The 13,584-nt window shown below is 66.6% G+C and carries 14 protein-coding genes; 3 read left to right on the plus strand and 11 right to left on the minus strand.

The window, feature by feature from the left end; translation table 11 throughout:
• Window positions 1-51: 51 nt before the first annotated feature.
• Window positions 52-936, plus strand: coding sequence for a hypothetical protein (locus tag AC1DSZ_RS05035; protein ID WP_476837281.1), 885 nt, complete (start codon window positions 52-54; stop codon window positions 934-936).
• Here the strand turns inward: AC1DSZ_RS05035 and AC1DSZ_RS05040 are convergent.
• The 6 genes from AC1DSZ_RS05040 to AC1DSZ_RS05065 form a co-directional block, all read right to left on the minus strand.
• The gene (locus tag AC1DSZ_RS05040; RefSeq protein WP_476837282.1) at window positions 933-2,738 is read right to left on the minus strand and encodes a glycoside hydrolase family 2 protein; all 1,806 of its coding nucleotides are present in this window, start codon (window positions 2,736-2,738) and stop codon (window positions 933-935) included. The genes AC1DSZ_RS05035 and AC1DSZ_RS05040 overlap by 4 nt on opposite strands.
• A complete protein-coding gene (locus tag AC1DSZ_RS05045; RefSeq protein WP_476837283.1) occupies window positions 2,735-3,877 on the minus strand; it encodes a hypothetical protein in 1,143 nt (380 codons plus the stop codon). The genes AC1DSZ_RS05040 and AC1DSZ_RS05045 overlap by 4 nt, the downstream gene beginning before the upstream one ends.
• 2 nt (window positions 3,878-3,879) lie before the next feature.
• Complete coding sequence (locus AC1DSZ_RS05050) at window positions 3,880-4,713, minus strand: carbohydrate ABC transporter permease (RefSeq protein WP_476837284.1); 834 nt, start codon at window positions 4,711-4,713, stop codon at window positions 3,880-3,882.
• The gene (locus tag AC1DSZ_RS05055) at window positions 4,710-4,892 is read right to left on the minus strand and encodes a hypothetical protein (RefSeq protein ID WP_476837285.1); all 183 of its coding nucleotides are present in this window, start codon (window positions 4,890-4,892) and stop codon (window positions 4,710-4,712) included. The genes AC1DSZ_RS05050 and AC1DSZ_RS05055 overlap by 4 nt, the downstream gene beginning before the upstream one ends.
• A gap of 33 nt (window positions 4,893-4,925) precedes the next feature.
• On the minus strand, window positions 4,926-5,639 hold the full coding sequence (locus tag AC1DSZ_RS05060; RefSeq protein ID WP_476837286.1) for a carbohydrate ABC transporter permease: 714 nt from the start codon (window positions 5,637-5,639) through the stop codon (window positions 4,926-4,928).
• Between the two features lie 84 nt (window positions 5,640-5,723).
• Window positions 5,724-7,004, minus strand: a complete 1,281-nt coding sequence (locus tag AC1DSZ_RS05065) for an ABC transporter substrate-binding protein (RefSeq protein ID WP_476837287.1) — start codon at window positions 7,002-7,004, stop codon at window positions 5,724-5,726.
• Window positions 7,005-7,136: 132 nt separating this feature from the next.
• Between AC1DSZ_RS05065 and AC1DSZ_RS05070 the strand changes: the two genes are divergently transcribed.
• The gene (locus AC1DSZ_RS05070) at window positions 7,137-8,192 is read left to right on the plus strand and encodes a LacI family DNA-binding transcriptional regulator (RefSeq protein ID WP_476837288.1); all 1,056 of its coding nucleotides are present in this window, start codon (window positions 7,137-7,139) and stop codon (window positions 8,190-8,192) included.
• A gap of 26 nt (window positions 8,193-8,218) precedes the next feature.
• Here AC1DSZ_RS05070 and AC1DSZ_RS05075 read toward each other — a convergent pair whose 3' ends face one another.
• The 5 genes from AC1DSZ_RS05075 to AC1DSZ_RS05095 all read right to left on the minus strand — a co-directional run bounded on the left by AC1DSZ_RS05075 (window position 8,219) and on the right by AC1DSZ_RS05095 (window position 12,514).
• The gene (locus AC1DSZ_RS05075; RefSeq protein ID WP_476837289.1) at window positions 8,219-9,034 is read right to left on the minus strand and encodes an ABC transporter ATP-binding protein; all 816 of its coding nucleotides are present in this window, start codon (window positions 9,032-9,034) and stop codon (window positions 8,219-8,221) included.
• Window positions 9,035-9,064: 30 nt separating this feature from the next.
• Complete coding sequence (locus AC1DSZ_RS05080) at window positions 9,065-10,180, minus strand: succinylglutamate desuccinylase/aspartoacylase family protein (protein ID WP_476837290.1); 1,116 nt, start codon at window positions 10,178-10,180, stop codon at window positions 9,065-9,067.
• Between the two features lie 40 nt (window positions 10,181-10,220).
• A complete protein-coding gene (locus AC1DSZ_RS05085; protein WP_476837291.1) occupies window positions 10,221-10,943 on the minus strand; it encodes an ABC transporter permease in 723 nt (240 codons plus the stop codon).
• Window positions 10,943-11,629: an ABC transporter permease gene (locus AC1DSZ_RS05090; RefSeq protein WP_476837292.1), complete on the minus strand. Its 687-nt coding sequence runs from the start codon at window positions 11,627-11,629 to the stop codon at window positions 10,943-10,945. The genes AC1DSZ_RS05085 and AC1DSZ_RS05090 overlap by 1 nt, the downstream gene beginning before the upstream one ends.
• Window positions 11,630-11,734: 105 nt before the next feature.
• Window positions 11,735-12,514 (minus strand): transporter substrate-binding domain-containing protein, encoded by a 780-nt coding sequence (locus AC1DSZ_RS05095; protein WP_476837293.1) that lies wholly within the window; start codon window positions 12,512-12,514, stop codon window positions 11,735-11,737.
• A 65-nt stretch (window positions 12,515-12,579) separates the two neighbouring features.
• Between AC1DSZ_RS05095 and AC1DSZ_RS05100 the strand changes: the two genes are divergently transcribed.
• Entirely contained in the window at window positions 12,580-13,578 is a 999-nt protein-coding gene (locus tag AC1DSZ_RS05100; RefSeq protein ID WP_476837294.1) for a MurR/RpiR family transcriptional regulator, read from the plus strand.
• Window positions 13,579-13,584 lie beyond the last annotated feature (6 nt).

Below are 13,584 nucleotides of genomic sequence, written 5' to 3' on the forward strand. Positions count from 1 at the left end.
CCTCGGGCCGGGGGAGTATGGCGGGCAAAGACTTTGTTCGGATACGAAAACGTGGAGACGAACGTCCACTTTATAGAAAATCGATCCGGACTTTATGACTTGCTTGAACGCGAGTACGGCCTTCGACTTTCCCCAGAGCACTATGCGCTAGACATTGCCGGCACAGTCCAAGCCTCGCGTGCACTCTTTCATGCCCTGGTCGCCATCAAATCCATCGCTTCTGGACGAACAGATCGCGCATTGCGTAGCGCCCGGAGCGCTGTCGGATCGGCGATTTCCTCTAGCGCAGGTTTCAAGTATCCCGCCGGGGGCGCTGGTTCGTTGATTTCGACGTTGGTCCAAGCTTTCTTTGATGCGGGAGGAGTGATTCATTTCGGCGAGAACGTACTTAGCGCCTCGATTGGAACCAATGCAGCATGCTTGCGAACGGATCGGGGCGTGCACACGGCTGAAAACCTTGTGATCACAACGAGAGCGTTCCCTATGCTTTCGATTGGCGACACGAAGTTGCAACTCGAGCAGGACAGTATGGAAACGCACTCTTCTGTCGTGCAAATCCGAAACACCCCTCCTGGCATCTACGACTACATCGAGATACTCGGTGATCCTTTGGTCAAAAGGACTCGCGATATCGGGAGATATGTTCATCCGCGTTTGCCGGTGGGCGAACGGCTGTTGGTTGTCCAGAGTCGCTCAGCCCCCGGATCAGATGAACAGGAAGGAGCCGCGCGTATCATCGATCGGCTGGTACGACGAGGACACGTGGCGAAGAGCGCCGAAATTGCCCATTCGTACAGCCACCGCATTCGCCTCAACACCATGCGGGCAAGAGACGCCAAGCGACTGCGATCTGCGTCAAGCCGCTTAACAGTGTTGGCGAGTGAAGATCTCGCGGAGGCTTTTGTATCCCGCGAGAAACTACAAAGTAGACTTTAGCCGCAGCGGCCCATTGCGGCGTACAAGCTACACAGTGCGTGGTAAGCGGCTTTCCGCGTTGTCTTGTCTTGCGCCACGAGGCCCTTTCGGTTCCAGCCCTGCTGGAACGCGGTTTGCCTGCGTTCCGACCGGAAGTCGTAGAGCAGCCAAGGAAAGCATCCGCAGATCCAGGGAACGGCTGACAGGATTTCGATCTGCCGGCGGATGACCCAGGCCTGACGCTCCTCGGTGAACAGCTCGGCTTCAGAGCCGTGATGTCCCGCGAGCGCGTCCGCGCCGGTTTCGCTCACCACGACCGGCCTGTCCGGATGCGAGTTGGCGATCAGGCGCTCCAGCCCGGAAAAGTCGGGCTCGTACCAGCCGAAATATTCGTTGAGGCCGATCACGTCGAGATGGGCGGCGAGGCGGTCCTCGATGCGGAACTGCTCGCGGTTGATCAGGCAGGCGGCGCTGATCAGGCGAGTGGGATCTTCGGCGCGGGCGGCCTCGGCCAGCGTCGCCATGAAGCGGTAGCGCGCGTCGGTGTCGGCGTTCTCGTTGCCGACGCCCCACAGGATCACGCTGGCGCGGTTGCGGTCGCGCGCGATCATCTCGAGCAACTGGTTCTGAGCGTCGTCCAAGGTTTCCGGATTGTTGAAATCGATGGCCCAATAGACCGGGATCTCCTCCCACAGCATCAGCCCCGCCTGGTCGGCGAGGCGCGCGACGTGCTCGTGGTGGGGGTAATGCGCGAGGCGCAACACGTTGCAGCCGAGGTCGCGCGCATGCGCGAAACGGCGGCGCACGTCCGCCTCCGTGCTGACCTTGCCGAGTTCGGCGTCGTCCTCGTGGACGCAGACGCCGCGCAGCGTCAGCGGGCGTCCATTCAGCAGGATCGCATGCCCCTGCGTGCGAACCTCGCGAAAGCCGATGCGCTCGCGCACGACATCCTCGCCGCAGCGCAGCTCGACATCGTAGAGGCGCGGCTGGTCGGGGCTCCAGAGCTCCGGGTGGGCCGCGATGACAACGCGGCCGGCTCCGTTCTCGACACGGAAGGCCACGTCTACGCCGAGTTCCGGGATCCGCAGGCGCGCCTCCGCGGCGACCGGATCCGACAGCGTGACCTCGGCCGCGATGGCGCCGAAGCCGCCATCCGGGACCAGCGCGACGCCAACATCGCGCATGAACACGGCCGGCAGGCGCAAAATCGAGACCTCCCGGTAGATCCCCCCGTGGTTGAACCAGTCGAAGTGATGCATCGGCACGCGCTCGGGGCGCCGGCGGTTGTCGACATTGATCTGGAGCCGGTTGGGGCCGTCGCGCAGCCCCGATGTCAGCTCGACGAAGAACGGCGTCGATCCGCCGCGATGCGAGCCGAGGAAGGCGCCGTTCAGGAAAACCCGGGCCTCATAAGCGGCCGCGCCGACGCGCAGCACCATGCGCTCGCCCGGCGCGAGCGCACCGTCGATCATGCGGGTGTACCAGGCGCCGCCTTCGAAGAAACTCCACTCGGGCTTCAAGCAGGTCCAGCAGGACGGGACCGCGATGCTGTCCCCCTGCCCCGCGTCGTAGTCGAGCGGCGTGGTCCAGGTCCTGGGGTCGGCGGAGGGCTCATTGGCGTACCAGCGCTGGCGCAGCCCCTCGTCGAAGAGGTCGAGCGTGAAACGCCACTCGCCATCGAGGCTCTCGGCCTCGCGCCCGCCCATCGCGACGCGGTCGGCGAAACCGAGGCGGCGCGCCGCGAAAGCGGCGGCGTAATCCTCGTCGTGAAGATGCGCGAAGGGATCCTCCGCAGCGTTGCTGCCAGCGTCCGGCGCCGTCATCGCGCTCGCTCCAGGCGGTAGCCGATGCCCACCGAGCGACGGAAGCCCCAGTCCCGCCAGTCGGGCCAGAGGCAATCGGCGATCATCGCGATCGCGATCCAGCGGAACCAGGTCGCGAAGGTGTTGGAAAGGCCTTGCGGCTCCTCGTAGCCCTTCACCCAGCCGTCGAGCCGGCGCACGCCCTCGCGCACGTCCGCGAAACCGCCGTCCGGGTTCTGGAAATCCAGCAGGGCCGGCAGCAGCACGCGCAGCCAGCGGCGGATCTCGGGACGGCGATGGTCCATCAGATCGTGGCCGTGGACCAGAAGGTCGACGAGGTCCACGTCGATGCAGGCGCTGTCGATCACGGGCGGCTGCGCGAGCGCGTAGTCGATGGCCTTGTCCTGATAGGGCAACGGCCGGCCCGTCGCGTACCAGAGATGGAAATTGTGCATGGAGCCCGCCATGGAGTGCAGGGCGCGCAGCGGATCGGAAAGCTGGCCGACGCCCCAGAAGCCGGTTGACGGCTCCTGCAGACGGTCATGCCAGTCGAACAGCACCGTCATGGCGCGGTCGACCGCCGCCGCATCCTGCGCGTCGCCGTGACGCTTCAGCGCGAGCAGGAAGCCGCCGAGGTTGACGATGTTGTTGCCCTCCTGCCAGGGATCGCGCAGATCGCGGCGGGCCAGCCAGGCCTCGAGCCGCAGCGGCTCCAGGAAGGGCCGCACGAAGTTCAGCACGGGCTTGCGATCCGGCCGCAAGGCCTCGATGGCGCCCAGTGTGTAGTTGGTGACGTGAAAGTCGATATAGCCCCAGGTCTCGGCCGGGTCGGGCTTCTTGAACACGGCGTCATCGGCCATGCCGGCCACCCGGAATACGCCGTCTGGGCGGCGCGACGCCTCGAACCAGGCGACCAGCGCGTCCCGCTCTGCGTCGTCGAACTCGGCGACGCCGCCCAGCAGGTCGAGCGCCATGACGCCGTTGTAGCTCCCGGACAGCAGCACCCCGGGCCACCTGGCCGGATCATGCGCCGCGCTGGCCCGCATGACGCCGCGCGGCGCGTCGGGGGCTTGCATGGATTCGAGCCAGCCCAGCGTGCGGGCCCGCGCCTGTTCGATCGCGCCCTGCAGAAGGGCGTCGGGGAGCGACTGCTGGTTCATGGTCAGCCTTTCACGGCGCCTTCGGCCATGCCCGACATCACGCGCCGCTGCGCGAGAAGGAACACGATCGTGGCCGGGATGGTGGTGAGCACGGCGAGCGCCATGATCCCCTGGAAGTTGACGCCGAGCTCGCCGTTCAGCGTCAGCAGCGCGACCGGAAGCGTGAAGGTGTCGGGCGTGCGCGACACCACCATCACGGGGAACCACTGCGCCCAGTTGAGCAGGAAGGTGATGATCGACACCGTCGCGACGATGGGCGTCGCCATTGGAATTACGACGCGAAACAGCGTCTGCCATTCGGAGGCGCCGTCCACCACGGCGGCCTCGATCACCTCGGGCGGAATGGACCGGAAGAACTGCTCGAAGAGGAAGAACTGGATCGGCCCCAGCGCCAGGAACAGCACGATGCCGGTGTAGCTGCCGAGCAGGCCGAGCTTGTACATCACGATGTAGACCGGGATCACCAGCAGCATGTAGGGATACATGATGGTGACCAGGAAGCCGTAGCGTAGCGCTTCGAAGAACTTGTCGCCCGTGCGCCGGACGATCGCGTAGGCGCCGAGCGCCGTCACCAGCACGGCCAGCACGGTGGAGAGCCCCGTGATCAGCACAGAGTTCAGCGCATAGCGCCACAGCGGCGTGCCGCCGATCTCGGCGATGTCGTGGAAGGCCTGCAGCGAGAACCCCTCCGGCCACAGCCGCAGCGGCGCCGTCATCACCGCCTCGGTGGAGCGGAATGCGCCCAGCAGCATCCACCAGTAGGGATAGAGGAACAGAAGGCTCACCAGGCCGGCGGCTCCGTAGACGCCGATAGTCTCGATGCGACGCGCGCTCATGCCTGCGCCCTCCGGTCGCCTAAGCGATAGGCCGTCATCGCAATCACGATCACGATGCCGAACAGGATGGTCGCCATGGCGGTGGCCTCGCCGTAGCGGCCCTGATCGAAGAGTTGGTAGGCGTAGTAGCTGACGAAGTTGGTGGCGTCGTTCGGGCCGCCCTTTGTCATCACCACCACGACCGTGAAGGTCTTCAGGAACTGGATCAGCGCTTAGATCCCGTTGATCAGGATCGCGGGCCGCAGCTGCGGCAGGAACACGTGCCAGAGGATCTGGCGGCGGCTGGCGCCGTCGATCGCGGCGGCTTCTTCCTGGGATTTGTCGCAGATCGCCAGGTTGGCGAGGAAGATCACGACGTAGAAGCCGGCGTGGTGCCAGAGCTCGGCGATCAGGATCGCGATGGTCACCGTCGAGCCCGACGCCAAGCCGCCGAAGGCAGGCAGATGCAGGAGATCCAGCGCCGCGTTCACGGCGCCGAAGCTGCGATCGTAGAGCCAGCGCCACACCACGTAGCCGGCGACGTCCGGCGTCACCACGGGCAGAAACACCGCGACCTTGAACAGCGTGCGACCCTTGGTGATCAGCGGCGAGTTCAGCAGCAGCGCGTAGGCGAGCGCGAAGCCGACATTGGCCGCCACCGCCAGCGCCGTATAGGCGAGCGTGCGGGAGAGCGACTCGCGAAACAGCGGGTCGCCCAGCACGGTCAGGTAGTTGGCGAAGCCGACATAGTTGGCGTTCGGCTTCAGCGCCGAAGCCGAGGCCGTGAAGGACACCTGGATCGACAGCAGGATCGGCCACAGTCCGAACACGATGGTGAGCGCCGCGAAAGGCAGCACGAAGAGGCCCATCGTCGCGCGGGGGCTGAGCAGGGCCGCACCGCGGGCCTTACGGGGAACCGCGCCGAGGGTCGCAGTTGTCGCCGTCATGGTCGCATCCTCGAAAAGGGCGGCGGAGCCGGGGAGGAACTCCGCCGCGGGCGGCAGGGCGAAGCGGCCCGCCGCGTGAATTGCCTACTTGGCGGCGAGCTTGGTCTTGAGGTCGCGCATCTCGGCAGCCGTTTCCTTGATGAAGGCTTCGACGTCCTTCGGCGGGTTGGCCAGCGCGCCCATCAGCTTGCGGTGGAAGGCGGCCTCCAGCTCCGGGTACCAGGCGTGCACGGATTCCGGGAAGTCATAGGCCACGAGCTTGCCCTTCGCGGCCGCGAAGAACTGCGCCCGCTCCGAAAGAGCCGCGATGTCGAGGTCCTTGCGCACAGCCGCGCCGACGAGCTCCAGCGACAGCTGCTGGGCCGGCTTGGTGAGCATGAATTGGGCGAATTCGAGCGCGAGCGCCTTATTGGGGGCGTTGGCGGGCACTGCCACGCCGCGCATGCCGCCGATCACCACCGCGCTCTCGCGCGCGGGGTCGAACTGCGGCCAGGCTCCGACGACGTAGTCGCCCTTGATCGCCTGTGCATCCCACTTCTTTACGTTCCAGTCGCCGACCCGGAACATGCCGGCGCGGCCGCCCTCGATCACCTGGTACATCTCGCCGAAGGAGTGGTTGATGGTGTCGGGCGAGACATAGCCGTAGCTGGTGTAGGTCTTCAGGAACTCAGCCAGCACCTTGGCGTGCGCAGGCTCGTCGATCACGATTTCGCCCTTGGGGTCCACCAGCGTGTGGCGCAGCCCGGAGCCGAAGGTGAAAAGGTCGAGAATGTGGATGAGGTCCCGCGGCTTGGCGGCTTCCAGCGCCATCGCGTAGGTGTCGGCCTTGCCGTTACCGTCCGGATCGCCATCCTTGAACTTCACCGCGATGCGCTGCACGTCGGCCCAGGTCTTCGGGAAGGTCTCGCCGGTCTTTTCCAGCCAGCTCTTGCGGACGCCCAGCGCCATCTGCACGCGCTGCACCGGCAGGATGATCATCTTGCCCGCATAGGTCGCGACGCGTAGGTCGTCCTCGCCCAGGAAGTCTTTGTCCTTGACGGCGTCGAGTTGCGGCTTGAGATCCGAGATCTTGCCGGTCTGCGTCTCGACGCGGATCACGCGCTCATAGTTGTTGAACACGAGGTCCGGCGCCGTATCGGTGTTCAGCGCGCCGATGACGCGGCCGAACCATTGGTCTGTCGGGAAGTTCGCGGCCTTCACGGAGACGCCCGGGTGGGTCTTGGCGAACTCGGCCGAGAGCTTGGCGAAGAGCTGCGTGCCGTTGTCGCCGAGATCGTGCCAGACGCTCAGCTCCTGGGCGCGAGCTGCCCCCTGCGACATGAAGAGCGCCGCGACCGCGGCTGCGAACGCGAATGTCCTGCGCATGGTGTTCCTCCCGGACGGATCGGGCCGTCGTGTTCGCCCGTTGTTGGGTAAACGTTTTCCCTTTACGCAGCTTATGGCGACCCGCTAGGTTTGCGCAAGCCGCTTTTTCGGGCGGCGCGAACAGGGATGCGCATGCCGAGCCGGACGCAGAGGCCCCGCGCCGCCGAGGCGCCGTCGATCACCAAAGTCGCTGCGCATGCGGGCGTCTCGATCGCGACGGTGTCGCGCATCCTGAACGGCATTGAGAAGAAGGCGTCTCCCGACACGGTGGCGCGGGTGCGCGCCGCAATCACGGAGCTCGGTTATCGCCCGGGCAGCGTCGGGCGCGCGCTACGGCGCGGCCGAAGCCGGCTCGTGGCCGTGCTGGCCGCCAACCTGGCCAACCCCGCCATGGCGGCGATCGCCGCATCCGCAGAGGTCGCCTTGCGCGAGGCCGGGCTGGTGATGGTGCTTTGCGACACGCATGACAGGCCGGAGCTCCAGGACGAATATCTGCTGGAGATGCGCGCCCAACTGGTGCGCGGCATGGTGCTGCTGGGCGCGGTGGAAAGCCCGCAGCTGCGGCTGTTCTCGCAATCGGACGATCCGCAGCTGGTCTTCGTGAACCGGCGCAATCCATTCGGCGGCGCGGCCCCGTTCGTGGGGGTCGACAACCGCTCCGCCGGCGCCGCAGTCGCGGACGTGCTGCTGGAACGCGGCGCGCGCGACCTGGCGCTGATCCACGGACCGCTGCACTCCTCGGCCACATCCGACCGTCTCGAAGGCTTCACGACGCGTCTGCGCGAGCGCGGCCGCCCGATCGCGCACGAACGGGTCGCGGGCGGCCCGGGGCTTGACCACCTCGCCATCGGGTACGAGGCGATGTCCACCATGCTGGCCGCCGGACGCCATCCTCCTGACGGGCTGTTTTGCCTGAGCGACCTCATCGCCTACGGGGCTCACCGCGCCTTGCTGGACCGCCATGTCGATCCGCAGAGAATGATCATCTTCGGCTTCGACGACGGCCCTCTCAACGATTGGGTCGCCCCGTGGCTCAACTCCGTGAAGGTGCCCTATGAGGCCTATGGCCAAGCCCTCGTGGAGGCGCTGGGGACACCGGCCGATGTTCCCGCAAGGGGACGGGTCCTCCCCTTCCACGTGCAGATGAGAACCGCAGCAGCCGGGCTCTCGCTGAAGCCTGCCGGCTAAACCGCCCCGAGCTAGGCCGCCGCGCGTCAGGCGTGCAGGGTCGAGGCGAGAAACGTCTTCAGCCGTTCGCTGCGGGGGCGCCGCAGCAGTTCGCCGGGAGGGCCATCCTCTTCCAGCACGCCTTGGTGGAGGAACAGCACGCGGTTGCTCACGTCCCGGGCGAAACTCATCTCATGGGTGACCACGATCATGGTGCGGCCTTCCTCGGCCAGCGACCGCATCACCCGCAGCACCTCGCCGACGAGCTCGGGGTCCAGCGCCGACGTCGGCTCGTCGAAGAGCATGACCTCGGGCTCCATCGCCAAGGCGCGCGCAATGGCGACGCGCTGCTGTTCGCCGCCCGACAGATGCGCCGGATAGGCGTCCTTGCGATGCGCCACGCCGACGCGCTCCAGGTAGCGCAGCGCGCGATCGCGCGCCTCCGCCTTAGCCAGTCCGAGCACCTGGACGGGCGCCTCCATGACATTCTGCAGCGCGGTCATGTGCGCCCACAGGTTGAACTGCTGGAACACCATGGCGATGCGGCTGCGGAACCGCTGGAGCTGCGCCGGATCGCTCGGACCCAGGCTTCCGTCGCGCCCCGGCGACAACGCCAGTTCCTCGCCGCCGAGCAGGATGCGCCCCGCGCTGGGACGCTCCAGCAGGTTGAGGCAGCGCAGAAACGTGCTCTTGCCCGAGCCCGACGACCCGATCATCGCGATCACGTCGCCGGAGCCCGCGGCCACCGAGATTCCCTTCAGCACCTCGACGGCGCCGAAGGACTTTCTGACGTCCTGGGCTTCGAGCGCCGGCGCCGGGGCGCCCGCCGAGGCGTGATGGTCAACCGTGGTTGCGAGGGCCATAACGAGTCCTTGAGCTGGCGATCGGCAAGGTCAGGGGCTGAGCAGCTTGCCCGAGCGGATGGCGGCGGAGCCGGCCACCTTTCCGAGCCTTTGGCCGGGCACCGCGAACCTCGACGCGCTGCGTGCGTAGAGCAGGCCGGCGGATTGGCAGCGGACCTCCGTTCGCGCGCCGGTGAGCGGATCGACGATGGCGGCGACGAGCGCGCCCGCTTCGAGACGGGCGCCTGGCGCCGCCTCGAACATCACGATGCCCGCGGCGGTCGCGCTGAGCGGCTCGGAGGCCGCGAGCGGCGTCGGCCGGCACAGAGCGTCCGGCAGGTCCGGAACGACGCCCTCGATCGCGCCTTCATGAACCATGAAGGCGACCAGCGCGTCGGCGTCCGCGGCGGCGGTCGCGACGTCGACGTCGTGCTGACCGCGCAGCTCGACGGTGACGGCGAAGCAACCGAGGGGGATCGCCGCGCCCGGGAAGCGATCGCGAAGCTCCAGCCACGGACGGCTCGTCGCCTCGTCGAAGGGGTCGTCGCCCGACTCGGTGGCGAGCAGGATGGCCTGCGCGCCTAGAAGCCGGCCCAAGGCCTCGATACGCTCCGAAAAAGGCGTGAGCGTGTAGAGATGCATCACGGCCTCGCTGTCGCAATGCAGGTCGAGCACCACGTCGGCCGGAGCGGCGAGCGAGAGCAGCGTGCGCTTCAGTCGATCCGTGGCGCTGACGGCGTCGATCGCGGCGATCTCCTCGCGCATCGCCTCGCGGATGAGCGCACTGTTGGCGTCCTGATCGGCCGCGAGACGTCCGTCCAGGCGCTGCGCCAGCCGATCCGTGAGGGCTGCGTAGCCACGGTTGAAGTTCACCCCCGTGGCAAGGTCGAAGCGGCCATGCGCATGCCCGTGGAGGCGCTGGCCCAGACCGATCGGATTGGCGACCGGCACGACCACGATCTCGCCGCGCACGAGGCCCTGGCGATCCAGCGTCTCGAGGCGGTCCACCAGCGCGCGCGCCGCCGCCATGCCGGGGATTTCGTCGGCATGCAGCGCGCCCTGCACATAGACGAGCGGCCGCGCGCCGGGCGCGCCGAAGCGGTGTACGGCGAGGGTTTGCCGGGAGCCGGGTATGTCCGAGTGAAGATCGATGAATTCGACTGACATGACGCTTTCGATGATGAGTGAAACTGGGTTTGGCTGACCTTCAGGCGGCCTTTCGCTCCGGCGGCTTCGGCCTGAGGTGGCCCAGATAGCGCTGTTCGAGCAGCCTGAAGATGCCCACCAGCGTGAAGGTGAGCACGAAATAGAACACCGCCACCGTGCCGAAAGCCTCGGCCGGGAGCAGATGATCGGAGTAGACGTCGCGGGCGACGCGCGTGAGCTCCACGATGCTTACCGTGCTGGCCAGCGCGGTGGCGTGCATCATCATCACCACCTCGTTGCCGTATTGCGGCAACGCCCGGCGCAGCGCGCCCGGCAGCAGGATGCGCCGATATATGGCGGGCGTGCTCATGCCCAGGCTGCGGGCTGCTTCCAGCTCGCCCGGCGGGGTGGCGCGCAGCGCGCCCGCGACGATCTCGGTGGTGTAGGCCGTGGTGTTGAGCGTGAAGGCCAGCCAGGCGCAGAACCACGCCGACTTGAGCAAGGGCCAGGCAAAGCTTTCGCGCACGGCTTCGAACTGCGCCAGGCCGAAATAGATCATGAACAACTGAACCAGCAGCGGCGTGCCGCGGATCACGTAGGTGTAGAACCAGACCGGGCCCGAGACCCAGCGCCGCGGCGAGACGCGCAGCACGCCGAGCGGGATCGACAGCAGGAGCCCGGACGACATCGAGATGGCGAGCAGCAGCAGCGTGATCTGCAGGCCGCGCCAAAAATTGGGCAGCGCGCCGAAGATGACGGACCAGTCGATCATGGGCGCGTTCATCAGAAGTCGACCCTCCGCACGCCAAGCGAGAAGCGCTTTTCGAGCCCATAGAGAGCCAGCAGCGAGACCGTGGTGACGGCCAGGTAGATGCACGCGATGGCGGCGTAGAACGTGAAGGGCTGGCGCGTGGACGCCGAGGCGAGACCGGCGCGATGCATCATGTCGTCGAGGCCGATCACCGACACCAGCGCCGTCGCCTTCACCATCACCAACCAGTTGTTGGCGAAGCCCGGGATCGCGTGCCGCACCATCTGCGGCGCGACGATGCGGCGCGCGACCTGCAGCCTTGTGAGGCCGAAGGCGTGCCCGGCCTCCACCTGCCCTTTCGGGATGGCCAGGATCGCTCCCCTGAACGTCTCGGTCAGATAGGCGCCGAAGATGAAGCCGAGCGTGATCGTGCCGGCCACGAAGGGATCGATATCGACATAGCCGCCGCCCAGGCGGTCCGACAGCGCGTTGACGCCGACCTGGCCTCCATAAAAGATCATCAGCATGAGCACGAGCTCGGGCAGCCCCCGGATCAGGGTGGTGTAGACTCCGGCCAGGAAGCGCGCCGCCCGTGAGTCCGACAGGCGCGCCGCCGCGCCGATCAGGCCGAAAACGCAGGCGATGGCCAGCGACAGCGCCGACACTTTCAGCGTCGTCACGAGGCCCTCGAGGATGGCCGGGAGATATCCGTACAGCATGCGATCAATCTCGCTGGCTGGAGCAAGGCGCATGGCGCCTGGACACATTGGCGGTTCGCGATGCTGCGGGAGCTTGCGCCCCCGCCCGGTCCTGCCGCCGAACCGTCACCCGCCCGAAATGTCGAAGTCGAAATACTTGTCCTGCAGCGTCTTGTAGACGCCGTTCGCCTTGATGGCCTTCAGCGCCGCATTCACGCGCTCCCGCAGCTCGCCATCGGACTTGCGCAGCGCGATCCCGACTCCGCCGCCGCCCGCGTCGAGCTTCACCAGCTGGCCGACTTGAGCAAAGCCCTTGCCCTCGGGCTTCTTCAGGAAAGCCTCGCCCGACACCACCGACGAGCCGAAGGCGATGTCGCCGCGTCCGGCCGCCAGCTCCATGTAGACCTCCGGCTCCTTGCCGGCCAGCAGCACCGTGCTGTCCTTGAAGGTGTCCTGAACCCACTTGGCGCGCGGCGAGTTGCGCAGCACGACGATCGTCTTGCCCTTGAGCGAGGCCGCCGTCGCCTCCGTGAAGGCGCCGGACTTCGCCACCCAGCGCGACGGGACGTCGTAGTAGGGGTCCGAGAACTCGACAGCCTTCTTGCGCTCTTCGGTGATCGACATGGAAGCCACAATCATGTCGAACTTCTTGGCGTTCAGCGCCGGGATCATGCCGTCCCATTCCTGCTGCACGAAGCTGCAGTCCGCCTTCATCTCGGCGCAGATCGCGTTGGCGATGTCGATGTCGAAGCCTGACAGCTTTCCGTCCGGGCTGATTTGCGAAAACGGGGGATAGCTGCCCTCCACGCCGACGCGGAGCTTCGTTGTTTGCGCAGAAAGCGGAGAATGGACCAGGGACGCAGACATGGCGGCGAGCGCGGCCACGATGAAAGAGCGACGGAACATGCGAAGTCTCCTGCCAGACGGATTTGCGACTTCAATGTGACCGTAAATTTTCATAAGATCAATACATGAAAAAAACCGATCCAGCACCCGCGCGCGGCGGCATGGCGGCGAACGAGCCCCCTGGCCCTCCGGTGAGCGCCTCCACGGCCGAGATGCGGTTCGCGCAGTCGCAGCTGGGCGAACGCCTGAGAGCCATGCTGGACAACGGCTCCTCCGCCAACCGCGCAATCTCGGACATTCTCTTGCGCCATCCCGTGCAGGCGACGTCCTGGAGCATCGAGAGCCTGGCCGAAGTCGCATCCGTATCGCCGGCGTCCTTGAGCCGGTTCGCCCGCCTGCTCGGCTACCAGGGTTATGCGGCGCTGCGCAGCGACGTCGCCGCCACCGTCGAGGCGATGATCAATCCGGTGGAGAAGCTGCGCGGTCGCTTCGACGCCCAACCCGACAATGCGCCATCGCCGCTGTCGGACAGTCTAGAGGCTGCGCTCGCCAACTCGCGGGGAACTGCCGAGGGACTTCACCCCGATCTCATCGCCGAGGTGGTGGAGCGCCTGACGGCGGCCCGAAACGTCTACGTCATGGGGTTTGGCCTCAGCGCCCATGTGGCCGGCGTGCTCACGCTCGGACTGCAGCCCTTCTGCCATGGCGTGCAGAACGTGGTGGAATTCGGCGGCACCGAAGTGGCGGCGGGACGCCTCCTCAATGTCGGGGAAGGCGACGTGATCGTGGTGCTGTCCATCCCGCGCTACGCCAGCGACGCCGTTCACCTCGCCGCCTACGCGCGCGATCGCAAGGCCTCGATCATCGCGATCACGGACTCCTCCGCGTCGCCCCTCGTTCCGCTTGCGGATTGCGTCCTGCTCGCCCGCAGCAGCCACCCGATCCTGTCGAGCAGCACGCTCGGCCTCATCGTCGTCGTGGAGACGATCGTGGCGGCGCTGATGACGTCGAACCAGGCCAACGTCGTGCAGGCGGCGAAACTTACGGAAGCGATCTCGTCCTATCTCTTCGGCGACGATGCGTCCCGCACTCCTTCGAGGCGTCGACGGCCGAAATCGAGCTAGCCGCGA

The organism is Alsobacter sp. P4_H11, assembly GCF_056400925.1.